A 21,953-nucleotide genomic window follows, 5' to 3' on the forward strand; every position below is an offset into this window, starting at 1 on the left:
GGCGCCGCCGCACGATTGCTTGACCGCGTTGTCAGCTTCCCCGGTAGGTCGAGTATCCGTAGGCCGAGAGCAGCAGCGGCACATGATAATGTGCGTCCGGGTCGGACATGCCGAAACGCAGCGGGATCTGGTCAAGGAAGAGGGGCTCTTCGCCGGCCTGACCGGTGGCCCTCAGGTAGTCGCCTGCGAAGAACACCAGCTCGTAGGTGCCGGGGGCGAATTTCTCCGTGGGCAGGATCGGTCTGTCGGTACGGCCGTCGGCATTGGTCTCGGTCTCGGCGAGCTTGCGGTGCGAATTGTCCGAGACCCTGTAGAGCGCGATCTTCACGCCCTGCGCAGGCACGCCGCGGGCGGTGTCGAGTACATGGGTGGTGAGATACCCTTCGGCCATTCCTCTTGCTCCTTTCTTGGGCAAGGCGGATAAGCGGGGCAGGGCCGCGCTCGCAGGTCCGCCCTTAGCGGTTTTGTCCAGACTAGAGCGCGTTTAACCGACTATGACAACGATCCACGATGACCCAGGGCAGGAGGGGCAGATGCAGCGTTATCCCCGCAACATGATCGGCTACGGCGCGGACCGCCCGGATGCGAAATGGCCCGGTGGCGCGAAGATCGCGGTGCAGTTCGTGCTGAACTACGAAGAGGGCGGCGAGAACAACGTGCTGCATGGGGATCAGGCCTCCGAGGCCTTCCTTTCCGACATCGCGGGCGCGGCGCAATGGCCCGGGCAGCGTCACTGGAACATGGAGTCGATCTACGAATACGGCGCGCGGGCCGGGTTCTGGCGGCTGCACCGGCTGTTCACCGGCGCGGGCATCCCGCTCACCATCTACGGCGTCGCCACGGCGCTGGCCCGCAACCCCGAGCAGGTCGAGGCGATGAAGGACGCGGGCTGGGAGATCGCCAGCCACGGGCTCAAGTGGATCGAGCACAAGGACATGCCCGAAGAGGACGAGCGCGCCGCCATCGCCGAGGCGATCCGCCTGCACACCGAGGTGGTGGGCGAGGCGCCGCGCGGCTGGTACACCGGGCGCTGCTCGTCCAACACCGTGCGGCTGGCCGCCGAGACCGGGCAGTTCGCCTATATCTCCGACACCTACGACGACGATCTGCCCTACTGGATCGAGGTCGACGGCCGCGATCAGCTCATCATTCCCTACACGCTCGAAGCCAACGACATGCGCTTCGCTGTCAGCCCCGGCTGGATCGAGGGCGAGCAGTTCTTCACCTATCTCAAGGACAGCTTCGACACGCTCTATGCCGAGGGCGAGGCCGGCAAGCCCGCGATGTTCTCGATCGGGCTGCACAACCGGCTGATCGGGCGCCCGGGCAAGGTGGCGGGGCTGCAGCGCTTCCTCAACTACATCGCGGGCTTCGACGGCGTCTGGACGCCGCGCCGTCTCGAGATCGCCGAGCACTGGGCCGCGACCCATCCGCCGGTGAAAACCGAGCGCCCCAGCCAGATGGACCGCGAGACCTTCGTGGCGCGCTTCGGCGAGATCGTCGAGCATTCGCCCTGGGTCGCGGACCGGGCCTTCGACCTCGAGCTCGGGCCGGCGCATGACACGCCGGCGGGGCTGGCCAACGCGCTGGCACGGGTGCTGCGCACCGCCAGCGCCGACGAGCGCATGGGCGTGCTCCGCGCGCACCCGGATCTCGCGGGCAAGCTCGCGGCGGCCAGGGCGCTGACCGATGACAGCACCGCCGAACAGGCGAGCGCCGGGCTCGACGCGCTCACCGACGCCGAGCGCAGCCGCTTCACCGAGCTCAACACCGCGTATATGGACAAGCACGGATTTCCATTCATCATTGCCGTGCGCGATCACGACAAGCCCGGCATCCTCGCGGCGTTCGAACGCCGTCTCGGCAACGACACCGACACCGAGTTCGGGGAAGCTTGCCGGCAGGTCGAGCGGATCGCACGACTGCGGCTGGAGACCATGCTTTGAAACACGACACCATCGCGACCTATGCCTTCCCGCCCGGCGGCCTGCCCGGGCAGGACGGCGACCCCGAGGGCACCGCGATCCTCACCGAAGCCTACGCAGTGATCCCTGCGCACGTGATGCGCGACATCGTCACCAGCTTCCTGCCGGGCTGGACCGGGACCCGTGCCTGGATCCTCGCGCGGCCGATGACCGGCTTTGCCGAAACCTTCGCGCAATACGCGGTCGAGCTGGCGCCCGGCGGCGGCAGCGACGACCCCGAGCCCGACCACGCGGCGCAGGCGGTGATCTTCGTCGCCCACGGCGAGGCCCGGCTGGCCCTCGGCGGCGACAGCCATGAGCTGCGCGCGGGCAGCTACGCCTACATCCCCGCAAGCGCGGTCTGGACGATCTGGAACACCGGAGACGCGCCCTGCGGCTTCCACTGGATCCGCAAGCGCTGGACCCCGGCGCCGGGCATCACCCCGCCCGACGCTTTCGTGACCCACGAAAGCGACGTGCCGCGCATGGAGATGCCCGATTGCGACGGCGTCTGGTCGACCCAGCGCTTTGCCGACCCGCTCGACCTGCGCCACGACATGCACGTCAACATCGTCAGCATCGAGAGCGGCGGCCGGATCCCCTTTGCCGAGACCCACGTCATGGAGCACGGGCTCTACGTGCTCTCGGGCCACGGGCGCTATCTTCTGAACAAGGACTGGGTCGAGGTCGGCCCCGGCGATTTCATGTGGCTGCGCGCCTTCTGCCCGCAGGCCTGCATCGCCACCGGGGACGAGACCTTCCGCTACCTGCTCTACAAGGACGTGAACCGCCATCCGGCGCTGAGCCTGAAATGACAGAGATCGTCGCCCAGCCGCTGACCGCCGAGGCCTTCGCGCCCTATGGCGACGTGCTCGAGATTGCGGGCGCGCCGGACAAGATCATCAACCAGGGGCTCTGCGGGCGGTACCACGACCGGGCGGCGCTGGATTTCGGGCCCGGCGGGCGGGCGGGCATCAGCCTGTTCAACGCCGAGCCCCGGAGCCTGCCCTACCGGCTGGAAATGGTCGAGCGTCACCCCGAAGGCAGCCAGGCCTTCGTGCCGATGCACCTCAAGCCGTGGCTGGTGGTGGTGGCCGAGCCGGGCGACGTGCCGGGGCCTGTGCATGCCTTCCTCGCGGCGTCGGGGCAGGGGATCAACTTTCACCGCGGCACATGGCACGGCGTCCTGACGCCGCTGCATGAGCCGGGGCTCTTCGCGGTGGTCGACCGTATCGGCGACACCGCCAACCTCGAGGAACACTGGCTCGAGACGCCGGTGATCATCGGCGGGCCGCGCTTCTGATCTGACGAAGCTGCCGCCGCGGGTGATAACGGACGCGCGCGGAGGAGGCTGGCAAGCCCCCCGCGCGCGCCGCGGGACCGGACGGACGGGACGGGCCGCCCGATCCCTGTCCGGTCAGTCGTGCCAGCGGTTGTTGCCCCAGCCGCGGTTGCCGTTGTTCCAGCCACGGTTGTGGTCGTTCCAGCCACGGTTGTCGTGCCGCACCGGGCCGCGGTCGCCGATCTGGAAACCTTCCCGCTCGAGGCAGCCGGCGTAGTAGACCTTGCGCTTGTCGCCGCCGTCACGGACCCGGGTCTCGCAACGCTTGGGCAGCCGGTCGGTGTTCCAGCCGTTGCGCTGCAGGCAGCCCTTCGACACCACGTAATCCGAGCGGCCGCCGCGGATCTGCAGCACGCAGCTTCGCGGCATCGCGCGCTGTTGGCCGCGGTAGTCCTTGCGGTTGCGGTCCTCATGGATCACCCGCGGCAGGCCACGGTTGTCGGCGTGGTCGTTGCGGATGTCGAAGAAGCCGTCCTCCTGGGTGGAGTTGATGACGCGGTTGAGCGTATAGAGTTTCGCGACGTTGCCGAGCACCTGGCCCAGGTCTGCGTTGTCGGCGCGGCTTGCCTGCGCCGAGAGTGCGGTGACGGCGAGCGAGGCGGCCAGGACGGCGGCGATGAACTTGCGGGACATGGGGTCTCCTTCCGGTCTTGCGGTCTTGAGTCGTATGCCGCCCGAACCGGACGACGCTCTGACCGGACACTCATCCCGACCCGGCAAAACAGGCAATATCGCCCCGCTGCTATCGGATAACAGGCAGGGTTTTGCCGCTCGGCTATTGAATTGCGGCATGTCTTTGCGCAGCGTGGCGGGCATGAAACGGCTCTTTCTTCTCCTCTTCCTCGCCCTCGTCCTGCCCGCCGCGGCGCAGGCCGACTGTTACGTGGAATACAAGGCCAAGCGCGATGCGCCGCTGCGCCTGCACTATGGCATCGCCCTGCTGCCGGGCGGAGACTGCCCCGGCAAGGGACAGGCCGCCGACGCGCTGCGCTCCCGTCTCGCGGGATCCGGCTGGACACTGCTGAACGTGGTGGGTAGCTCCACCAAGGAACCGGGCAAAAAGAAGAAGGCCAATGCCGGCGACTACTACCTCCGCTTCTGACGCGCGCCGGGCCGGGACGCGGCTCGTGAGCTTCGGCATCGCCGCCATTGTCCTGCTGCTGGCACTGGGCGGCGGGCTTCTGATGCTGACCCTGCCCGATGCCAACGCCTTCAACGCGCAGGTCGAGCGGATCTTCATCGAGAACGACGACCTCACCGGGCAGGCCGAGGTCAAGCTGCTCGAGATCCTCGCGCAGTCGGGCACGGCGTTCTCGGACACGCTGGCGAGCTACCGCATGGTGATCTTCGTGCTGCTGGTCTTCGCCACCGCGCTGCTGGTCGCGGCGCTGGTGTTCCTCGTGATGCTGGTGGTGCTGAACCGCCGCATGGCCCAGATCGAGCGCTCGGGGATCCAGGTCAGCTCGCTGATCATCAGCCGCGAGGAGAACACCGTCTATCTCAATACCATGGGCTTCAAGCTGACCGAGGCGATGATCGAGACACTGGCGGTGCTGGCCGAGGCGCGGATGGACAATGAGATGCTCTCGGGGGCGCAGATCGAGGCGGTGATCTCGGGCCGCGATGCCTCGGATTGCGAGGAAGCGGCGGGGGCGACGCGGATCAAGCGTCTGCGCGACGGGCTCGGCAACCAGATGGTGAGCGAGCTCCTGGTCAAGAACATTGCCCGACGCGGCTATGTGCTGGCCATCGACAAGGATGTGATCGAAGTCGTCTGACCCGGCCCCTCCGGGCGGTCAGGGCGGGGGTTCGGGGCCTTGCGGCGGGGCCTCACAGCGGGCGCCTTGGGGCACCGTGCTTGCGGGCGCGGTTGAATCCTGTCCGGAACGGGTGCAAACAGTCTGGGCATTCCCTGACGCTCGGAAAAGTTCGCCCATGGCCAAGCTCTACCACGTGCCGCTCTCGCCGTTTTGCCGAAAGGTCCGTCTCAGCCTTGCCGAGAAGAAGATCGAGTGCGAGCTGATCGAGGAGCGCTACTGGGAGAAGGAGGCGGATTTCCTCCGCCGCAACCCCGCCGCCAAGGTCCCTGTGCTGCGCATCGACGGCAAGACCATGGCCGAGAGCGCCGCGATCTGCGAGTGGATCGAAGAGAAATACCCCGAGCCCGCGCTGATGCCGCGCTCGGCCGATGCCCGCTACGAGGTGCGCCGGCTGGTGGGCTGGTTCGACGACAAGTTCCACAGCGAGGTGACGTCGAAGCTGCTTTACGAGCGGGTGAACAAGAAGATCATGAAGGCGGGCTTCCCGGATTCGAGCAACGTGAAGTCGGGCGCGAAGGCGATCAAGTATCACCTCGACTACATGGCCTGGCTGCTCGACCACCGGCGTTGGCTGGCGGGCGACGTGATGACGCTGGCGGATTTCGCCGCCGCGGCACATCTCTCGGCGCTCGACTACATCTCGGACGTGGACTGGAACCGGCAGGCCTCGGTCAAGGACTGGTACGCCAAGATCAAGTCGCGTCCCGCCTTCCGGTCGATCCTCGCGGACCAGATCCCCGGCTTCCCGCCGCCGCCGCATTATGCCGATCTCGACTTCTGAGGCCGGCGTCGCAGGGGGCTCTGCCCCCGCCGCGCAAGGCGCGACTCCCCCGGAGTTTGCCGGGCAAGATGAAGGGACGGGATCTTGTCCCTGAAGGAGAGGCTGGTCGCGGAGGCGGGCGCCACGGGCTTTGCCGCCTCCCGGGTTTGCCGTCCCGGGGACGTGCCGCAGGCCGCCGGGCGGCTGGCGGCGTTTCTCGACGCGGGACGGCACGGGCAGATGGGCTGGATGGCCGAGCGCACGGCGTGGCGCGGCAATCCGGCGGCGCTCTGGCCCGAGGCACGCTCGGTCATCATGCTGGCAGAGAACTACGGGCCCGAGGGCGATCCGCTGGCAGTGCTGGAGCAGCGCGACCGGGCGGCAATCTCGGTCTATGCGCAGAACCGCGATTACCATGACGTGGTGAAGAAGAAGCTGAAGCGGCTGGGGCGGTGGTTGCTGGCGGCGGCGGAGAAGGAGCTTGGGCTCGCGGCGGAGATCAAGGTCTTCGTCGACACCGCGCCGGTGATGGAGAAGCCGCTCGGGCAGGCGGCGGGGCTCGGCTGGCAGGGCAAGCACACCAATCTCGTGAGCCGGGAGATCGGGTCGTGGTTCTTTCTCGGCGCGATCTTCACCACGCTGGAGCTGGCGCCGGACGGGGCGGAGCGCGACCATTGCGGCTCGTGCCGGGCCTGTCTCGACATCTGCCCGACCGGGGCCTTCCCGGCGCCCTACCAGCTCGATGCGCGGCGCTGCATCTCGTACCTGACGATCGAGCACGGCGGGCCGGTGGACGAGGAGCTGCGGCCGCTGCTGGGCAACCGCATCTACGGCTGCGACGACTGCCTTGCCGTCTGTCCGTGGAACAAGTTCGCACATCGGGCCGGCGAGGCGAAGTACCACGCCCGGCCTGAGCTTCTCGCGCCGGAGCTCTCAGAGCTGGCGGGGCTGGACGACGCGGGTTTCCGGGTGTTGTTCTCGGGCTCGCCGATCAAGCGCATCGGCCGGGACCGGTTCGTGCGCAACGTCTGCTATGCCATCGGCAATTCGGGCGACGCGGCGCTGCGGCCCGCGGCTCAGGCGCTCTGCGACGATCCCGACCCGGCGTTGCGCGATGCGGCGCGCTGGGCGGTGGAGCGGCTGGACGGGGTGTAGCTTTCCACGCGATGTGGCCCGGCCCCCCCCGGGAGTTCAGCAGGGGGCCGGGCCGGAACGCGCCCGGGTACGAGGAGTCCAGGGTCAGGCGCGGTCGTCCAGAAGCACGGTGAGCGAGCGCTTGGCGGTCTGGTAGATGCCGATGACATCGTCGGAGGTGAAGCCGCGGGCCTCGATGGCGCCGATCACCGCGTCGCTGCCGTCGATCTGGGTCTGCAGCATGTCGAGGCGGGTCTGGGCCCGTGACAGCGCGTTGTCGAGCGCCGAGACGTTGTTGCCGCCACCGCCCGACATGTCGAGCTCGCTGAGGGTGCGGGTTTCGATCTCGGCGTCCTCGGGGATACCGGTGAGCGGGATGGCGACGCCCTTGCCGTCGAGGTCGGCGACGAGGTCGGACAACGTCTCTGGCACCTCGGTGATCTCGATCTCGGGTTCGCCCTGCGCGCGCACCTGCGCGGTGAGGTCGGTGTCGCTTGCGCTTTGCGCGAAGGCAGCGCCGTAGACGGACATGGCGACGAGGGTGGCGAGCCCGATGCTGGTCGTGCGGATGGTCATGGCCGATCCTCCTTTGATCCGTTTCTTGATGTTTTTCGATCCGTTGCGGCCGACGCTGCGGTGCGTCGACAGAGATGTAAGGCGCGTGGCGGCGATCGGGATCCCCCTCGTGACGGCGCAACCGATTCCGGCGAAGCCTTGCCAGTTCAGGGGGGCAGGGGTGGGCGGCGCCCCGCCGGTTCCGCGACCGCCGCAGGGGCCGGCGGAATGTCGCCGGACTTCACGGCAGGGTCATAGGGCCGTAACGGGCTTTGCAATGATGCCACGAAGACCCATCTTATGGGCAAACAGGTCATGGAGGATTTGGCATGGCGACCTATGAACGCAATCCGGACGCGATCGCGGCGCTCGACGCGGAGCAGTATCGCGTGACGCAGGAAAATGGCACCGAGCGGCCGGGCAGCGGGCGTTACCTCGACAACAAGGCGGCGGGGATCTACGTCGACATCGTCTCGGGCGAGCCGCTGTTCGCCTCGTCCGACAAGTACGAGTCAGGCTGCGGCTGGCCGAGCTTCGTGAAGCCGATCGAGCCCGCCCACGTGCAGGAGCTGCGCGACACCACCCACGGCATGGTCCGGACCGAGGTGCGCTCGACCCACGGCGATTCGCACCTTGGCCACGTCTTCCCCGACGGTCCGACGGACCGGGGCGGGCTGCGCTACTGCATCAACTCGGCGTCCCTGCGCTTTGTCCCCCGTGACGAGATGGAGGCAGAGGGCTACGGCGCCTATCTCGAGCAAGTGGAGGACCTGACATGAGTGAACGCGCCGTTCTCGCCGGTGGTTGTTTCTGGGGCATGGAAGACCTGATCCGCAGGCTTCCGGGCGTGGAGAAAACCCGCGTCGGATACACCGGCGGTGACGTGGCCAACGCCACTTACCGCAACCACGGCACCCACGCGGAGGGGATCGAGATCCTCTTCGACCCGTCGAAGATCAGCTACCGGCAGATCCTCGAGTTCTTCTTCCAGATCCACGACCCGACCACGCCGAACCGGCAGGGCAACGACGTCGGCATGAGCTACCGCTCGGCGATCTACTATGTGGACGAGGCGCAGAAGGCGGTGGCGCTGGACACCATCGCCGACGTGGACGCCTCGGGGCTCTGGCCGGGCAAGGTGGTGACCGAGGTCGAGCCGGTGGGCGACTTCTGGCAGGCCGAGCCCGAGCATCAGGATTACCTGCTGCGCCACCCCAACGGCTACACCTGCCACTACCCGCGCCCGGGCTGGGTGCTGCCGAAACGCGCGGCGGCCGAATAACTCTGAAATATGCCCCCTGCGGCGCCCCTTCGGCGTCGCGGCGGGTGCGGGCGATCAGCCGGTCCGGCGATCGTTTGCCGGAGCCAGGAGCGCTTCCTCGGCGCAGCGGCGGCAGCCGACGGCCGTGCGGTCGAGCACCCGGATGCGGCCGCGGCTCAGGTCGATGACCCCCGCATCGCGCAGGTCCTTGAGCATCCGGTTCACCTTCTGCCGCGAGCAGGCCAGCAACGTTGCGAGCTGGGTCTGGCTGACCCGGATCTCGGGGTCGTCTGCGGTGCTGAACACGCAGAGATAGTTGTTGAGCCGCGCTTCGACGGTCTGGAACTGCTCCACCGAGCGGTTCTCCAGGTCGCGGATCAGCCGCTCGTGCAGGATCCGCGCGAGGTTGCGCAGCACCGAGGGCTGCTGGGCGTATTCCATGAGAACCGACACCGGGCAGTTCAGCACCGTGGTGTCGGGCATGGTGGTGCAGCTCGCGACGCAGAGAGAGCCGCTGAGCGCCTCGACCTCGCCCACGATCTCGCCCGGGCCTGCCACGTGCACCATGCTTTCGTTGCCGTCGCCATCGAGGTAGGTGATGACCACCCGGCCGCGGGCGATCAGGTAGCAGCCCGTCGTCGGCTCGTGCTGAGTCAGCAGCGGCGTCTCGGAGTTGCAGAAGCGAAGGGTGCAGGCGTCGAGAAATGCGGCGCGGGAGGCGACCGGGAGGCCCTCGAGAAGGCCGATCTCGAGAAGTTCGGGATAGGCGGCACTGATCTTCACGTGACACCTCTCCCGGCCTGGCGTCCGGACGGAAGGTATGTTGCGCTCGTGATCTGCGGGCGGCAGGCCGCGCGAGGCCGACGTGCCGGAGTTGGGACGCTCTGCACCATGTGGGGATCCCCAAGGAACGGTTTGTATGGGCAGGCCGCGTCATCTTCGGCCCGCGTTGAAGCATACTATCGTATTGGGTGTAATGAAACGACATGGCACAAGAAAGGCAAGTGTCGTCACAGTAAAACACCCGGCTGTCAGAGGTCTGACAACCGGGTGGAGCACTCAGCACGACACACTCGTTACCCTAGCTTTCCCCGGTGTTGCGAGCCGTCGTGTCTTGGGGGCTCCCGAGAGCTTACTGACTCGGACTCATACTCCCTCTCGCCGGGGGAAGTGTCGCAGACGCGACTGTTCTGTAAGAATCTCTGCGAATTTGATGATCCAACGCTGCGGCATGCGGCGGATATGCAACGGATTTGGGCACATCCCGCGGGGTTACCCGCCCACCGCGACCCGACAAAGGCGAGCGGGCTTCAGTCTTTACGTGTGAATCTTCGATGCTACACTGACCCGGAGACGAGGGAGGTGGAGCATGGGCAGAGTGTTCGCGGGGCCGGCGGCGGTGATTTCCGCGCTTGCCCTGATGTCCCCGGCGCTGGCGCTTGAGCCGTCCTTCGACTGCACCAGGGCCGAGAGCGACGCCGAGAAGGCCGTCTGTTCTGATGATACGCTGGCTTCCATGGATCTCGAGCTTTCGAGGCTCTTCCAGCGCGCCGCGGAGGGTCCGAACATGGACCCGGAACGTCACCGGATGTTGCAGGCCGAGCAGCGCGGATGGATCAAGGGGCGCGACGCCTGTTGGAAGTCTGACTTAGGTATCCCGTTCTGCACGGCCTCGGAATACGCCTTCCGGATCGCCGAAATTCGGCAGGGTTACGCCGACGCGCGCGCGGAAAACGGCGCATCTCTGGGGCCTTACGCCTATGTCTGCGAGGGAATGGACGTGCCGGTCAGCGCGGTCTTCGTGAACACGCTGGCACCCATGGTTGTGCTGCGCTGGGGCGAAAACGCCATCGTGCTGCCCTCGGTCGAGACCGGCTCGGGCGCGAAGTACGCCTCGGACCTCTGGTATGGCGGCGAGGCGCTGTTCTGGACCAGCCGCGACGAGGCGACGTTCATGCCGCCGGGCCAGCCCGAGACCACGTGCATTCAGGACGACATCGGCTAGGGCAGGAAGCAGGGCAGGGACATGGGATTTCTTCCGGCGATCAAGAGCGGCTTCCGAAACTACGCGACCTTCTCGGGCCGGGCCTCGCGGCCGCAGTTCTGGTGGTGGGTTCTCTTCGTCATGCTGGGCGCGATCCTGTGCACCGCGCTCGATTCCGTCTTCTTCGGGACGAATCCCGAAACCGGCGAGGTGTCGCGGGTGCTCGCGGCGGTCTTCCAGCTGGTGATTCTCCTGCCGACTCTGGCGGTCGGCTTCCGGCGGATGCACGACACCGGACGACCGGGCTGGTACTACCTGCTGCCGATGCTGGTCACGATGGGGCTCATGTTCCTCACGCTCTTCGGGATGATGGCGGCGGTCCGGATGGGCGGCAACGTCCCGCCGGGGGACGCGGGAATGATGCTGGGAGGGATATGGCTGATCGCCATATGGCTGGTACAGATCATGCTATTGGTTCTGATGATCTGGTGGCTGACCCGGCCCTCGGATCCCGCCCCCAACGCCTACGGAGTCCCACCCGCCGCATGACCCGGACCACGCCCACCCCCGCCTCGCCCGCCATCGGAACCTGCCGCTGCGGCGCGCTGCGGATGGAGATCACGGCGCCGCCGCTCGCCACCGCAGCCTGCCATTGCCGCGGCTGCCAGAAGATGAGCGCCAGCGCCTTCTCCCTCACCGCGATGATCCCGGCGCAGGCCTTCAGCGTGGTCTCGGGCGAGCTGATCAAGGGCGGCATCAAGGGGCCGATGTGCGACCACTACTTCTGCCCGGGCTGCCTGACCTGGGTGTTCACTCGGATCCCCGGCATGGACGGTTTCGTCAACGTGCGCTCGGTGATGTTCGACGTCCCCGCCTGGACGGATCCCTTCATCGAGACCATGTGCGCCGAGAAGCTGCCATGGGCCAGCACGCCCGCGCGGCACAGCTACGAGGGCTTTCCCCCGCCCGAGGATCTCGAGCCGCTGATGCGGGAATACGCGGCCTCGCTCTGACGCGACGTTCCGCCTGACAGTCCCGCGGCGGATTGGCAGGGTGCGCGCGATAGGGAGGACCGCCACGATGACCAGCTACCCGCACCTGCTTGCCCCGCTCGATCTCGGCTTCACCACGCTGGCCAACCGCGTGCTGATGGGCTCGATGCACACCAACCTCGAAGAGCGAGGCGACTGGAACCGCGTCGCGACCTTCTACGAGGAGCGGGCGAAGGGCGGTGTCGGGCTGATCGTGACGGGGGGCATCGCCCCGAACGCCGAGGGCGGCGTCTTCCCGGGGGCGGGCGGGCTCTACACGGCCGAGGACATCACCCATCACCGGCTGGTCACCGACCGGGTGCACGGCGCGGGCGGCAAGATCGCCATGCAGATCCTGCACGCGGGCCGGTACGCCTATGGTCCCGACTGCGTCGCGCCCTCGGCCATCAAGTCGCCGATCTCGCCCTTCCCGCCGAAGGAGCTGGACGAGGCCGGGATCGAGAAGCAGATCGCCGACATCGCGACCTCTGCCGCCCGCGCCCGCGAGGCCGGGTATGACGGCGTCGAGGTGATGGGGTCCGAGGGCTATTTCCTGAACCAGTTCCTCGTCACCCACACCAACCGGCGCGAGGACCGCTGGGGCGGCTCCTACGAGAACCGGATGCGGCTGCCGGTCGAGGTCATGAAGCGGGTCCGCGCCGCGGTGGGCGAGGATTTCATCGTGATCTTCCGGCTCTCGATGATCGACCTCGTGCCCAATGGCTCCACCCACGAGGAGGTGGTGCAGCTCGCGCAGGCGATCGAGGCGGCGGGTGCCAGCATCCTCAACACCGGCATCGGCTGGCACGAGGCGCGGGTGCCGACCATCGCGACCTCGGTGCCGCGGGCGGGTTTCGCGTGGGTGACGAAGAAGCTGATGGGCAAGGTTGGCATCCCGGTCATCACCTCGAACCGAATCAACTCGCCCGAGGTGGCCGAGCAGGTGCTGGCCGAGGGCTGCGCCGACATGGTGAGCCTCGCGCGGCCGTTCCTTGCGGATCCGGACTTCGTTGCCAAGGCGGAGCGCGGCCGCGCCGACCTGATCGCGCCCTGCATCGCCTGCAACCAGGCCTGCCTCGACCACACCTTCCAGGGCAAGGTATCGTCCTGCCTCGTGAACCCGCGCGCGGGCTTCGAGACCGATCTCGTCATCGCCCCCGCCGAGGCGCGGAAGCGCGTGGCGGTGGTGGGTGCGGGTCCGGCGGGGCTCTCGACCGCCATCACCGCCGCGCAGCGCGGCCACGAGGTGGTGCTCTTCGAGCAGGCGGGCGAGATCGGCGGCCAGCTCAACATGGCGCGCAAGGTTCCCGGCAAGGAAGAGTTCGACGGACTGGTCGATTGGTTCGGCGCCATGCTGCGCGAGGCCGGCGTCGAGCTGCGGCTGAACACCCGCGCCGATGCCGAGAGACTCGCGGGCTTCGACGCGGTGGTGGTCGCCACCGGCGTGCTGCCGCGCGATCCGCAGATCCCCGGGCAGGATCACCCCTCGGTGCTGAACTATGTCGACGTGCTGCGCGGTGGCGCCGAAGTCGGCAAGCGCGTCGCGGTGGTGGGGGCCGGGGGCATCGGCTTCGACGTCTCCGAGTTCCTCGTCACCGGCGAGAGCCCGACGCTCGACCTGCCGGAATGGATGCGCGAATGGGGCGTGACCGACCCCGCCGAGGCCCGCGCCGGGCTGGCGCCCGAGGGCCCGCAGCCCGAGCCGCCGCTGCGCGAGATCACCCTGCTTCAGCGCAAGGCGGAGAAGCCCGGCAAGCGGCTGGGCAAGACCACCGGCTGGATCCATCGCGCCGCGCTCATGATGAAGGGCGTCAGTATGAAGGCGGGGGTGAGCTACGACCGCATCGACGACGACGGCCTGCACATCACCCGCGACGGAAAGCCCGAACTCATCGCCTGCGACACCGTTGTGCTCTGCTCGGGCCAGGAGAGCCTGCGCGAGCTGGCCGACGTGGTGAAGGGTCCGGAGGTGCTTGTCATCGGCGGCGCCGACGTGGCGGCCGAGCTCGATGCCAAGCGCGCCATCGACCAGGGCGTGCGCCTCGCCGCGACCCTCTGATATCGTTCACGAACCCGTGAACGTCCGTGGGCGTTTTCTCGGAAACAATTGCAGGGGCAAAGGCATTAGTCTGTCGAATGCGTGGGGACGTGCCCCGTGCGGCATGTCCGATACGACGATCCTTGTCCTCCGTGGCCGGCTTTGCGCCCGCGGGGCCGGTTTCCGTGTCACAGCCGTTCCAAGGCCTCCCGGGTCCCGCATTGCTTGGTGACGTCACGAGTAGCTGATCTGTTCGAGTAACAAGTAACGGCCGCGCCTTTCCCCTAAAGGCGCGGCCTTTTTTCGCCATCGCATCCGCAACGCGCGCGAAACAGTCCTGGCCGAAATCCAGATATTGTCCCCGCCTCGTCCAAGTTGTGCCCCAATCGGGCACGATACCTCTCAGTTGACGAACAGGATGAACGAGGAGACGGTGATGGATCGTCTGACCGAAATGGAGGCTTTTGCCACCGTCGTGGATCAGGGCGGCTTCACGGATGCCGCGAAGAAGATGGGGATCTCGAAATCGGCGGTGTCGAAACACGTCTCGTCGCTCGAGGCCCGTCTCGGGGCGCGTCTCCTGAACCGCACCACGCGCCGGGTCTCGCCTACCGAGATCGGGCTGGCCTATTACGATCGCGCCCGCCGGGTGCTGAACGACGCCGGAGAGGCCGACGCGCTGGTGACCTCGATGCAGTCGGCGCCCTCGGGGCTGCTGCGGATCTCGGTCGCGACGGATTTCGGCGTCAATCATCTGAGCCCGGTACTCGGGGAGTTCCTTGCGGCGTTTCCCGACATCACCGTCAACATGGTGCTCAACAACCGCTACGTGGAGCTGATCTCCGAGGGCTTCGACATGGCGGTGCGCATCGGCGAGCTCGAGGACAGCACCCTGCGTGCCCGCAAGCTGACCGACACCACAAAGCGGATGATCGCCTCGCCCGCCTATTTCCAGAAGTTCGGCCGCCCGGCGCGGATCGACGATCTCAACGAGCACAAGCTCCTGCACTACTCGAACCAGTCGAGCGGCAACGTCTGGAAGGTCACCGCACCCTCGGGCGAGAAGCGGCAGGTGCGCACCGCCGGCTGGCTCTCGGTCAACGACGGGCAGTCGCTGCTCAACGCCTGCATCGCGGGGCTCGGCATCGCCTACCTGCCGTCCTACCTCTACGCCGACGCGATGAAGCAGGGGCTGGTCGAGGACGCCATTCCCGATCTTCCGGTCGAGAGCCAGGGCATCTACGCGGTCTACCCGCCGGGCCGCTTCACCCAGCCCAAGGTTCGGGCCTTCATCGATTTTCTCGTCCACGCCTTTGCCGACAAGGGCCCGCAGGACTGGTGACCGCCTGCTCATGTCCTGTCCGGCGCAGGACGGCCTTCACGCCCCGGGCCCGTTCCCGGGGCGCTTCTTTTTCGGGCCGGGGCGGGGGGTCCGGCGCGGGTTGCCGCCGGGTGGGGCGCATGGCGTCACCCTGACGTCGCGCGGGCACTGGAATGTCGCGCAGGCCGCCCCTATGTGCCCGTGGACCCCAAAGGACCAGACCCCCGATGCGCCAGCAGATTTCCAATTTTCTCGACCACGCCGCAACGCGTTACACGATCATGGGGGTGATCCTCTTCAACGCGGTGATCCTCGGGCTCGAGACCTCGGACAAGGCGATGGCCACGGCCGGCGGGTTGATCATCGCGCTCGACGCGATCTGCCTCGCGATCTTCGTGGCCGAACTTGTCGCCAAGCTCTACGCACACGGGCTGCGCTTCTTCCGCTCGGGCTGGAACGTCTTCGACTTCCTCGTGGTGGCCATTGCGCTGGTGCCGGCGGGGGGCGGGCTCGCGGTGCTGCGGGCGCTGCGGGTCCTGCGGCTGCTGCGCGTGGTTTCGGTGGCGCCGACGCTGCGCCGGGTGGTCGAGGGCTTCCTCGCGGCGCTGCCGGGCATGGCCTCGGTGTTCCTGCTGATGGGCATCATCTTCTACATCGCCTCGGTGATCGCCACGAAGCTCTTCGGCAACAGCTTCCCGGAATGGTTCGGCACGCTCGGCACCTCGACCTACACGCTGTTCCAGATCATGACGCTGGAAAGCTGGTCGATGGGCATCGTCCGCCCGGTGATGGAGGTCCACCCCGAGGCGTGGCTGTTCTTCGTGCCCTTCATCCTGATCACCACCTTCGCCGTGGTGAACCTCGTGGTCGGTCTCATCGTGAACTCGATGCAGGAGGCCCACGCCGAGGAATCGAACGCGGCCACCACGGACTACCGCGACGAGGTCATCACCCGGCTGCGTGCCATCGAGGAAAGGCTCGACAAGCTGGGGTGAGCCTCGCATCCTTCCGCCATCCCTACCGGAGGCGGAGATGCCGAAATTCACCCCCGAGACAGCGCTCACGGGCCATGAAGAGGGCGGGCCCTGCGGCCCGGCCGACGACATCCTGTTCAGCGACAGCGGCGGGCTGACCCAGTTCGGCGCCTTCGTCGAGACGCTGCCGCCGGGCTCGTCCTCGGCGCTCAAGCACTGGCATGCCATCGAGGACGAGATGGTCTACATGCTCGAGGGCACGGCCACCGTGCTCGAGGGCGACGACAGCTACCCGCTCAGCCCCGGCGAGGCGGCGACCTTCAAGGCCGGCACCCCGGTCGGGCATTGCCTCGTCAACTGCTCGGACGCGCCGATCCGATATCTCGTGATCGGCACCCGCGCCGCCTCGGACACGGTGACCTACCCCGACCACGACCGCATCCTGCGCCATAATCGTGGTGACTCGGGAGAGGTCGAGAGCCGCAGCTACACCCGCTTCGACGGCACCCCCTCGCTCAGCGCCTACGAGGATTGACCGCCCGGCATTGCATTGCCTGACCGGCGCGACCCCGCTACACCGGCGCAATGCTCACGCTCGACAACATCATCTCGGACCGCGGCTCGAAATACGCCGTCTCGGGCGCACCTTGTGCTTCGGAGGACGAGGCCAAGGCACTGATCCGCGAGCTTTGCCGGAAGAAGAAATTCGCCAAGGCGACCCACAACACGTGGGGGCTGCTCACCGAGGCCGGGCCGATCAAGAACGATGACGGCGAAAGCGGCGCGGGCATGGTGATCCTGCGGATGCTCGAGCGCGAGGAGCTGCGCGACCATCTCGTGGTGGTGACGCGCTGGTACGGCGGCAAGCATCTGGGCGGCGATCGGTTCCGCCACGTGCAGGACGCGGTGCGGCTCTATCTCGACGCGCTGCGCACCTGAACCGGGCGCCTCGCCGCGGTCACGAGGCCTGAGCTGTGCCGTTCCGTCCGGGATATGCCGCCTGAGGTGACACCTCGCGCGCCAGCGACTGCTGCGCGCCGTCGAGCAACACCATGATGCGCCTCAGGATCGCGTCGACGCACTCGTCGGCGCTGGCCCCGGCGTAGAGCGCCGGGCGCAGCCCCATCGTGTAGATCGCGAAGATCGAATCCAGGACGTCGGCCATTTGGGCGTCGTCGATGCCCTGCAACCCCGGATCGTCACGCAGCACCTGTTCGATCGGTGCCAGCGCCCGCCCGAGCTGATCCTTGTTGGCGGCCTCGGTCTCTTCCGGCCATTGCCACGAGTAGCTGCGGATGATCGCCAGTATCTTCGGATCCGCGAGGTCGCTCTCTGCCACGATGGTGATCAGGTGCCGCATCCGCTCGGCCGTGGTGCCGGGCAGGTCAACCGCGGCCTCCATGCGCGCAATGTGCTGTTCGTAGGTCTCGGAGATGAGCTCGTAGAGCAGCCCCGCCTTGGAGTGGAAATAGGCGTTGATCATGGCGTGGGTGACGCCGGCCTCTTTGGCGATCTCGGTCACCGACACGTCGTCGTAGCCGTATTGGGCGAACAATCGGCGCGCGGCCTCGAGCAGCCGTTCCCGCGTCGCGGCACTGCGTTTTTCTTTCAGGGATCTGCGGTCGCGTCGCGGGAAGCTCGGTTTCGGTGTCATGGAGTAACTCTATGTCTGCGAACAACAAAATCAATCGCCAATGTTCTTAATGTTAACATGAACAGGGTTATCAACAAAGTTTTTAACAATGTTGATATATGCAGGCGGATGATTATATGAGTGGCGTTCGAGACGAGAGACCGACCGGAGACACCCGAAATGGACCGATTCAGCGAGATGTTGGCGTTCACGCGCGTGATGGAGCAGCGTGGCTTCACCAGTGCGGCCGAGACTCTGGGCATCTCTCGTGCGTCGGTTTCCAAGCAGGTCGCCGCGCTCGAGCGCCGTCTCGGCGTGTCGCTGCTGCAGCGCACCACGCGTCAGGTCAGCCCGACCGAGGAGGGCACCGTCTACTACCGCCATGCGCTGCAGATCCTCGAAGAGACCGACCGCGCCGACCGCATCGCCCGGGCCGTGAACGCCAACGCCCGCGGCGTCGAAGTGCTCAAGGTCGCGGCCTCGCCCGAGGTCGCGGAACACGTCCTGCTGCGCTATCTCCCCGCTTTCCTACAGTCCGCGCCGGTGACCTCCGTCGCCTTCCTGCCCGAGGACCCGGCGCTGTCGCGCACCGACTGGGGACTCGCGGTGATCGAGGACCCGCTCGAGACCGCCCGCGCCGAGGGCCGCCCGATCGGGCGCAGCACCGATGTGCTGGTGGCGTCGAGCCCGTATCTGGAGTCCGCGGGCACCCCGGACAGCGCCGGGGCGCTCAGCGCGCACCGGCTGCTCAAGGCGCGCGACCGCGACGGCGCGGTCTGGCCGCTGATCGAACAGCACGGAGGCACCTACAGCGTGACCTCTGACAAGCTTCTGCATTTTGCCGACCGGCGCTCGGTTCTGGCCGCCTGTCGCGCCGGTGCCGGCATCGCGCTGCTGCCCGACTACATGGTCGACCGCGACCTGCGCCGCCGCAAGCTGCAGCGGGTGCTGCCGGATGTCACCGGGGCCGTGCGCGCCATGAAGCTCTGCCGCCCGGCGGAGAACCGCGACCTGCGCAACGCGATCCTGTTCGAGGAATTCATGTGTTCGGCGCTTTCACGGCAGCGCTGAGCGCGTGACGGGCACCGCCCCAGGCCGAGGCCGGGGTGCGCGTCCTGGGGGTGTGCCTGCCTCGCGGCTGGCCGCCCCCTCATCAGGTGGTTCCGATAGCTTGCGCCGGCTTACTCGGAAGGCAGCAGGATCGCCTCGATGCGGCGGTTCTCCTCGCGGCCTTCCGGGGTGAGGTTGCTCGCAACCGGGGACAGGTAGCCCGCACCCTGTGCGCCAAGCTGTCCGGCCGGGATACCGCGCGCGCGCAGGTAGCTCTCGGCGGCGGCGGCGCGCTTTCGCGACAGCTCGGTGTTGGCGGCGAGCGAGCCCACCGCGTCGGTATGCCCGACCAGCAGGACCCGGCGCGACGGATCGGCGGTGAGGAAGGCCGCCAGTTCCTCGAGCGAACTCACCGTGGTCTCGCCAAGCGAGGCCGAGCCGGTCTCGAAGGACAGATCCCGCAGGATCACGTGGCCCTCACGCTCCAGCCGCGCCGCGATCTCGCCCCCGGGAATGGCCTCCGGCGTCTGCTGCGGCGCCGGGGCCTCGGAGGGCGTCTCGCCGTCGGGCGCGCCCTCGGCGGCGGTCGAGGGGCTGGTCTGGATCACCTGCACGTAGCCCGCCGCGTTCGAGCGGCTGACCAGAAGCGTGACGTAGCTGTCCCCGGGCCCGCGCGCGGACAGGAAGCGGAAGGCGGTGAGGTCGACATACATCTCGGGCGCCGGGATCACCTCGGTGCCGAAGCGGAAGTCGAAGCCGCCGCAGCGGGCCGAGCTGCATTCGAACAGGATCTCGTAGCCCGACGCCTCGATCTTGTCGCGCAGCGGCTCGAGGATCTGCAACGTCGTGAGGTCGGGGCTGTCCACGCGCCACGACTGCCGCAGGACGCGGCCCTCTGCCCGGATCGCGGGAACGCCGGTCTCTTCGCGCCACGGCCCGCTGGGCACGGCATAGCTGCCGGGATCGGTGACGCGCTCGGCCATCAGGCGCCCGCCGGGCGCCGGCGCGAGGTCGATCGCCCAGCACGGCGCGGCAAGGCAGCCCAGCAGCGCCGCCTCAGCGAGCCTGAGCGTGATACTCTTCATTCGGCCGCATGTCGGTGGCTGATGCCACCCTGTTGGTCATGTTGAAGAACCCCGCCACGTTGGCGATGTCCCAGATGTCGCGCTCGGTAAAGCCCGCGTCGCGCAGCGCCTCGCGGTCGTATTCCGCGATCTCGGCGCTGTTCTTCGTCATCTTCTCGGCAAAGCTCAGCATCGCGCGCTGGCGATAGGGCAGGTCGGCGACGCGCCAGTTCATCACCAGCATCTCGCCAAGCGCCGGATTGCCCGACAGCGCGCGCACGGCGGCGCCATGGGCGGTGAGGCAGTAGAAGCACTTGTTCACCGACGAGACCACCACCGCGATCATCTCGCGCTCGAGCTTGCTCAGCCCCGAGTCCGCCAGCATCAGCTCGTTGTACATGGCGGTAAAGACGTTCAGCTTGGTGATGTCGAAGGCATGCGCCCTGAGCACGTTCGGCACCATCCCCAGCTTCTCGTTGCAGACGTCGAAGTATTTCTGCGTTTCGGGCGGCAGCGGCTCCACCATGGGCAGGTTGAGCGCGGTGGGCAGATCCTTGGTCATTCCGGGGCCTCGACGTTGTTGCGATAGTGGTACTGTCCCACGAGGTTGAAGCCGAGGGAAGCATAGAGACCGTTCGCCGGCGCGTTGTCCTGCAGGCAGAGCACCGCCATCCACGCCGCCCACTGCGCCTCGGCCCAGAGCGCGGCCCGGCGCATCATCCACTTGCCAAGACCCTGTCCGCGATGCTCGGGGCGGATCTCGAGTGCGTGCACCATGGCGATGCCCTCATGGATGGCACAGAAGCCGCAGCCCGCCGCCTTGTCGCTGAGCCGGCCGAGCACGGCGGTCTTGGGCCACTGCGCGCGGTCCATCACCCGAAGCCGCGCCGCGCCGATACCGGCCTCGGCCCAGATCTCGCGCATGATGGCGAGTGGCTCCCAGACGTCGAAGGTCATCACCCGCGGCATCTCGAGCCCGGTGAGCTGCCCCACCGGCGCAAGCCACAAGTTCACCGGGTCGATGAGCGCATAGCCCCGCGCCGCAAGCGCCTCGTCGAGCGCCTCCTCACCCACGCGGATCATGAAGAGCGGATCCTGTCCGAGGCTGCGCATGCCGTCCTCGGCCGCGGCGATCTCGGCGACGCTCCAGCCCGGGCGCGAGGTGGCGCAGGACACCCGCTTGCCACCGCCGTCGCCGTCGCGCAGCGTCCAGCGCGGGGTCTCGATCCGGCGCGCGGCGGGCCAGGTTCCGTCGATGGCGGCATAGAGCGCCGGCAGGTCCGGCATCATGCGGGGAACATCTCTGCGAGCTTGCTCATGGCGGCATCGACCCGGGCGCCGTCCTGCCCGCGGATCACGATGTTGGCGCCGTAGATGCCGTTCTTCTGGAACGGGTAGGAGCCGATCGACAGGTCGTTGTACTCGGTGGCCAGCGCCGCCAGCGGCCCGGCGATCTCGCCCTCGCCGCGTTCGATGCGCAGGTTCTGCGACAGCAGCGGCGCGCCGCCGGTGAGCGTCGGCAGAACGCTCGCCACCATGGCCTCGAACACCGCGGGCACGCCCGCCATGACGTAGACGTTCTCGAGCGCGAAGCCTGGCGCGATCGAGACCGGGTTCTCGATCAGAACCGCGCCGTCGGGAATGCGTGCCATGCGCTGCCGGGCGGTGTTGAACTCGGCCCCCTGCCGCTCGTAATGCGCGGCGAGCAGGGCGTAGGCGTCTTCCCGGATGTCGATGTGGGCGCCGAAGGCCGCGGCCACGCAATCGGCGGTGATGTCGTCATGGGTCGGCCCGATGCCGCCCGAGGTGAAGACATGGGTGGTCTCGGCGGCAAGCGCGGTGACCGCGCTCACGATGGCCTCGCGGTCGTCCGACACCACGCGGACCTCGCGCAGGTCGATGCCGACCTTGGTCAGCTCCTTGGCGAGGTGATGCATGTTCGAATCGCGGGTGCGGCCCGAGAGGATCTCGTCCCCGATCACGATCATCGATGCGGTGGGATTCGCCATGTCTCAACCCTCC

General features: G+C 67.6%; 27 protein-coding genes. 18 read left to right on the forward strand and 9 right to left on the reverse strand.

The window, feature by feature from the left end; genetic code table 11:
- Nucleotides 1–31: 31 nt before the first annotated feature.
- The gene (gene uraH, locus BLQ77_RS09475; RefSeq protein WP_089958264.1) at nt 32–391 is read right to left on the reverse strand and encodes a hydroxyisourate hydrolase; all 360 of its coding nucleotides are present in this window, start codon (nt 389–391) and stop codon (nt 32–34) included.
- 142 nt (nt 392–533) lie between these two features.
- On the opposite strand from uraH, the gene puuE reads away from it, so the two are divergent.
- From puuE to BLQ77_RS09490, 3 genes are read left to right on the forward strand one after another with little or no spacing between them, the layout of a single operon-like run.
- Complete coding sequence (gene puuE, locus BLQ77_RS09480) at nt 534–1,946, forward strand: allantoinase PuuE (protein WP_089958266.1); 1,413 nt, start codon at nt 534–536, stop codon at nt 1,944–1,946.
- The gene (locus BLQ77_RS09485; RefSeq protein ID WP_089958269.1) at nt 1,943–2,779 is read left to right on the forward strand and encodes a bifunctional allantoicase/(S)-ureidoglycine aminohydrolase; all 837 of its coding nucleotides are present in this window, start codon (nt 1,943–1,945) and stop codon (nt 2,777–2,779) included. Before puuE ends, BLQ77_RS09485 begins: the two co-directional genes overlap by 4 nt.
- Complete coding sequence (locus BLQ77_RS09490) at nt 2,776–3,267, forward strand: ureidoglycolate lyase (protein WP_089958271.1); 492 nt, start codon at nt 2,776–2,778, stop codon at nt 3,265–3,267. The genes BLQ77_RS09485 and BLQ77_RS09490 overlap by 4 nt, the downstream gene beginning before the upstream one ends.
- Nucleotides 3,268–3,381: 114 nt before the next feature.
- Here BLQ77_RS09490 and BLQ77_RS09495 read toward each other — a convergent pair whose 3' ends face one another.
- A complete protein-coding gene (locus tag BLQ77_RS09495; RefSeq protein ID WP_089958274.1) occupies nt 3,382–3,939 on the reverse strand; it encodes a hypothetical protein in 558 nt (185 codons plus the stop codon).
- Between BLQ77_RS09495 and BLQ77_RS29780 the strand changes: the two genes are divergently transcribed.
- The 4 genes from BLQ77_RS29780 (at nt 3,923) to queG (ending at nt 7,041) form a co-directional block, all read left to right on the forward strand.
- Nucleotides 3,923–4,408: a hypothetical protein gene (locus BLQ77_RS29780; protein WP_311135897.1), complete on the forward strand. Its 486-nt coding sequence runs from the start codon at nt 3,923–3,925 to the stop codon at nt 4,406–4,408. The genes BLQ77_RS09495 and BLQ77_RS29780 overlap by 17 nt on opposite strands.
- Entirely contained in the window at nt 4,380–5,084 is a 705-nt protein-coding gene (locus BLQ77_RS09505) for a winged helix-turn-helix domain-containing protein (RefSeq protein WP_089958276.1), read from the forward strand. Before BLQ77_RS29780 ends, BLQ77_RS09505 begins: the two co-directional genes overlap by 29 nt.
- Nucleotides 5,085–5,241: 157 nt before the next feature.
- Nucleotides 5,242–5,907, forward strand: coding sequence for an FtsZ-binding protein FzlA (fzlA, locus tag BLQ77_RS09510; protein WP_008886454.1), 666 nt, complete (start codon nt 5,242–5,244; stop codon nt 5,905–5,907).
- An 84-nt stretch (nt 5,908–5,991) separates the two neighbouring features.
- Entirely contained in the window at nt 5,992–7,041 is a 1,050-nt protein-coding gene (gene queG / locus BLQ77_RS09515) for a tRNA epoxyqueuosine(34) reductase QueG (RefSeq protein ID WP_089958279.1), read from the forward strand.
- Between the two features lie 84 nt (nt 7,042–7,125).
- Here queG and BLQ77_RS09520 read toward each other — a convergent pair whose 3' ends face one another.
- Nucleotides 7,126–7,596: a hypothetical protein gene (locus BLQ77_RS09520; protein WP_089958282.1), complete on the reverse strand. Its 471-nt coding sequence runs from the start codon at nt 7,594–7,596 to the stop codon at nt 7,126–7,128.
- 308 nt (nt 7,597–7,904) lie between these two features.
- On the opposite strand from BLQ77_RS09520, the gene msrB reads away from it, so the two are divergent.
- Both msrB and msrA read left to right on the forward strand, forming a co-directional pair.
- Complete coding sequence (msrB, locus tag BLQ77_RS09525; RefSeq protein ID WP_089958284.1) at nt 7,905–8,354, forward strand: peptide-methionine (R)-S-oxide reductase MsrB; 450 nt, start codon at nt 7,905–7,907, stop codon at nt 8,352–8,354.
- The gene (gene msrA / locus BLQ77_RS09530; RefSeq protein WP_089958287.1) at nt 8,351–8,857 is read left to right on the forward strand and encodes a peptide-methionine (S)-S-oxide reductase MsrA; all 507 of its coding nucleotides are present in this window, start codon (nt 8,351–8,353) and stop codon (nt 8,855–8,857) included. Before msrB ends, msrA begins: the two co-directional genes overlap by 4 nt.
- Nucleotides 8,858–8,911: 54 nt before the next feature.
- On the opposite strand, the gene BLQ77_RS09535 is transcribed toward msrA, so the two are convergent.
- Nucleotides 8,912–9,619, reverse strand: a complete 708-nt coding sequence (locus BLQ77_RS09535) for a Crp/Fnr family transcriptional regulator (RefSeq protein ID WP_008886504.1) — start codon at nt 9,617–9,619, stop codon at nt 8,912–8,914.
- 586 nt (nt 9,620–10,205) lie between these two features.
- Between BLQ77_RS09535 and BLQ77_RS09540 the strand changes: the two genes are divergently transcribed.
- The 8 genes from BLQ77_RS09540 (at nt 10,206) to BLQ77_RS09575 (ending at nt 17,123) form a co-directional block, all read left to right on the forward strand.
- Complete coding sequence (locus tag BLQ77_RS09540) at nt 10,206–10,841, forward strand: MliC family protein (RefSeq protein WP_089958289.1); 636 nt, start codon at nt 10,206–10,208, stop codon at nt 10,839–10,841.
- Nucleotides 10,842–10,862: 21 nt separating this feature from the next.
- Nucleotides 10,863–11,369: a DUF805 domain-containing protein gene (locus tag BLQ77_RS09545; protein WP_089958292.1), complete on the forward strand. Its 507-nt coding sequence runs from the start codon at nt 10,863–10,865 to the stop codon at nt 11,367–11,369.
- Nucleotides 11,366–11,833, forward strand: a complete 468-nt coding sequence (locus BLQ77_RS09550) for a GFA family protein (RefSeq protein WP_089958295.1) — start codon at nt 11,366–11,368, stop codon at nt 11,831–11,833. The genes BLQ77_RS09545 and BLQ77_RS09550 overlap by 4 nt, the downstream gene beginning before the upstream one ends.
- A gap of 67 nt (nt 11,834–11,900) precedes the next feature.
- The gene (locus tag BLQ77_RS09555; RefSeq protein WP_089958297.1) at nt 11,901–13,910 is read left to right on the forward strand and encodes an NADPH-dependent 2,4-dienoyl-CoA reductase; all 2,010 of its coding nucleotides are present in this window, start codon (nt 11,901–11,903) and stop codon (nt 13,908–13,910) included.
- Between the two features lie 415 nt (nt 13,911–14,325).
- The gene (locus BLQ77_RS09560) at nt 14,326–15,231 is read left to right on the forward strand and encodes a LysR family transcriptional regulator (RefSeq protein WP_040384710.1); all 906 of its coding nucleotides are present in this window, start codon (nt 14,326–14,328) and stop codon (nt 15,229–15,231) included.
- A 206-nt stretch (nt 15,232–15,437) separates the two neighbouring features.
- Nucleotides 15,438–16,205 (forward strand): ion transporter, encoded by a 768-nt coding sequence (locus BLQ77_RS09565; RefSeq protein ID WP_008886658.1) that lies wholly within the window; start codon nt 15,438–15,440, stop codon nt 16,203–16,205.
- 37 nt (nt 16,206–16,242) lie between these two features.
- Nucleotides 16,243–16,719 carry a cupin domain-containing protein gene (locus BLQ77_RS09570; RefSeq protein ID WP_089958300.1) on the forward strand — a complete coding sequence of 159 codons (477 nt, stop codon included), beginning with the start codon at nt 16,243–16,245 and terminating at the stop codon, nt 16,717–16,719.
- A gap of 50 nt (nt 16,720–16,769) precedes the next feature.
- The gene (locus BLQ77_RS09575; protein WP_089958302.1) at nt 16,770–17,123 is read left to right on the forward strand and encodes a YigZ family protein; all 354 of its coding nucleotides are present in this window, start codon (nt 16,770–16,772) and stop codon (nt 17,121–17,123) included.
- 19 nt (nt 17,124–17,142) lie between these two features.
- Here the strand turns inward: BLQ77_RS09575 and BLQ77_RS09580 are convergent, their stop codons facing one another.
- Nucleotides 17,143–17,838 (reverse strand): TetR/AcrR family transcriptional regulator, encoded by a 696-nt coding sequence (locus BLQ77_RS09580; protein ID WP_089958305.1) that lies wholly within the window; start codon nt 17,836–17,838, stop codon nt 17,143–17,145.
- A gap of 159 nt (nt 17,839–17,997) precedes the next feature.
- Between BLQ77_RS09580 and BLQ77_RS09585 the strand changes: the two genes are divergently transcribed.
- Nucleotides 17,998–18,888, forward strand: coding sequence for a LysR family transcriptional regulator (locus BLQ77_RS09585; protein WP_089958306.1), 891 nt, complete (start codon nt 17,998–18,000; stop codon nt 18,886–18,888).
- 110 nt (nt 18,889–18,998) lie between these two features.
- On the opposite strand, the gene BLQ77_RS09590 is transcribed toward BLQ77_RS09585, so the two are convergent.
- The 4 genes from BLQ77_RS09590 to BLQ77_RS09605 are packed head-to-tail and all read right to left on the reverse strand — an operon-like array spanning nt 18,999 to nt 21,940.
- On the reverse strand, nt 18,999–19,952 hold the full coding sequence (locus BLQ77_RS09590; protein ID WP_242661671.1) for an OmpA family protein: 954 nt from the start codon (nt 19,950–19,952) through the stop codon (nt 18,999–19,001).
- A complete protein-coding gene (locus tag BLQ77_RS09595) occupies nt 19,924–20,493 on the reverse strand; it encodes a peroxidase-related enzyme (RefSeq protein ID WP_089958309.1) in 570 nt (189 codons plus the stop codon). The genes BLQ77_RS09590 and BLQ77_RS09595 overlap by 29 nt, the downstream gene beginning before the upstream one ends.
- Nucleotides 20,490–21,221 (reverse strand): GNAT family N-acetyltransferase, encoded by a 732-nt coding sequence (locus BLQ77_RS09600; protein ID WP_089958313.1) that lies wholly within the window; start codon nt 21,219–21,221, stop codon nt 20,490–20,492. Before BLQ77_RS09600 ends, BLQ77_RS09595 begins: the two co-directional genes overlap by 4 nt.
- Entirely contained in the window at nt 21,218–21,940 is a 723-nt protein-coding gene (locus BLQ77_RS09605; protein ID WP_089958315.1) for a competence/damage-inducible protein A, read from the reverse strand. Before BLQ77_RS09605 ends, BLQ77_RS09600 begins: the two co-directional genes overlap by 4 nt.
- Between the last annotated feature and the right edge of the window lie 13 nt (nt 21,941–21,953).

This window comes from Salipiger thiooxidans (genome assembly GCF_900102075.1).
Classification (GTDB): Bacteria; Pseudomonadota; Alphaproteobacteria; order Rhodobacterales; family Rhodobacteraceae; genus Salipiger; species Salipiger thiooxidans.

Bases quoted from the DNA above. Each gene is read 5' to 3' on its own strand.
- uraH (WP_089958264.1), bottom strand. From the start codon at position 391: ATGGCCGAAGGGTATCTCACCACCCATGTACTCGACACCGCCCGCGGC.
- puuE (WP_089958266.1), top strand. From the start codon at position 534: ATGCAGCGTTATCCCCGCAACATGATCGGCTACGGCGCGGACCGCCCG.
- BLQ77_RS09490 (WP_089958271.1), top strand. From the start codon at position 2,776: ATGACAGAGATCGTCGCCCAGCCGCTGACCGCCGAGGCCTTCGCGCCC.
- BLQ77_RS29780 (WP_311135897.1), top strand. From the start codon at position 3,923: ATGAACTTGCGGGACATGGGGTCTCCTTCCGGTCTTGCGGTCTTGAGT.
- BLQ77_RS09495 (WP_089958274.1), bottom strand. From the start codon at position 3,939: ATGTCCCGCAAGTTCATCGCCGCCGTCCTGGCCGCCTCGCTCGCCGTC.
- BLQ77_RS09505 (WP_089958276.1), top strand. From the start codon at position 4,380: ATGCCGGCGACTACTACCTCCGCTTCTGACGCGCGCCGGGCCGGGACG.
- fzlA (WP_008886454.1), top strand. From the start codon at position 5,242: ATGGCCAAGCTCTACCACGTGCCGCTCTCGCCGTTTTGCCGAAAGGTC.
- BLQ77_RS09520 (WP_089958282.1), bottom strand. From the start codon at position 7,596: ATGACCATCCGCACGACCAGCATCGGGCTCGCCACCCTCGTCGCCATG.
- msrB (WP_089958284.1), top strand. From the start codon at position 7,905: ATGGCGACCTATGAACGCAATCCGGACGCGATCGCGGCGCTCGACGCG.
- msrA (WP_089958287.1), top strand. From the start codon at position 8,351: ATGAGTGAACGCGCCGTTCTCGCCGGTGGTTGTTTCTGGGGCATGGAA.
- BLQ77_RS09540 (WP_089958289.1), top strand. From the start codon at position 10,206: ATGGGCAGAGTGTTCGCGGGGCCGGCGGCGGTGATTTCCGCGCTTGCC.
- BLQ77_RS09545 (WP_089958292.1), top strand. From the start codon at position 10,863: ATGGGATTTCTTCCGGCGATCAAGAGCGGCTTCCGAAACTACGCGACC.
- BLQ77_RS09550 (WP_089958295.1), top strand. From the start codon at position 11,366: ATGACCCGGACCACGCCCACCCCCGCCTCGCCCGCCATCGGAACCTGC.
- BLQ77_RS09555 (WP_089958297.1), top strand. From the start codon at position 11,901: ATGACCAGCTACCCGCACCTGCTTGCCCCGCTCGATCTCGGCTTCACC.
- BLQ77_RS09560 (WP_040384710.1), top strand. From the start codon at position 14,326: ATGGATCGTCTGACCGAAATGGAGGCTTTTGCCACCGTCGTGGATCAG.
- BLQ77_RS09565 (WP_008886658.1), top strand. From the start codon at position 15,438: ATGCGCCAGCAGATTTCCAATTTTCTCGACCACGCCGCAACGCGTTAC.
- BLQ77_RS09570 (WP_089958300.1), top strand. From the start codon at position 16,243: ATGCCGAAATTCACCCCCGAGACAGCGCTCACGGGCCATGAAGAGGGC.
- BLQ77_RS09575 (WP_089958302.1), top strand. From the start codon at position 16,770: ATGCTCACGCTCGACAACATCATCTCGGACCGCGGCTCGAAATACGCC.
- BLQ77_RS09580 (WP_089958305.1), bottom strand. From the start codon at position 17,838: ATGACACCGAAACCGAGCTTCCCGCGACGCGACCGCAGATCCCTGAAA.
- BLQ77_RS09585 (WP_089958306.1), top strand. From the start codon at position 17,998: ATGGACCGATTCAGCGAGATGTTGGCGTTCACGCGCGTGATGGAGCAG.
- BLQ77_RS09590 (WP_242661671.1), bottom strand. From the start codon at position 19,952: ATGAAGAGTATCACGCTCAGGCTCGCTGAGGCGGCGCTGCTGGGCTGC.
- BLQ77_RS09595 (WP_089958309.1), bottom strand. From the start codon at position 20,493: ATGACCAAGGATCTGCCCACCGCGCTCAACCTGCCCATGGTGGAGCCG.
- BLQ77_RS09600 (WP_089958313.1), bottom strand. From the start codon at position 21,221: ATGATGCCGGACCTGCCGGCGCTCTATGCCGCCATCGACGGAACCTGG.
- BLQ77_RS09605 (WP_089958315.1), bottom strand. From the start codon at position 21,940: ATGGCGAATCCCACCGCATCGATGATCGTGATCGGGGACGAGATCCTC.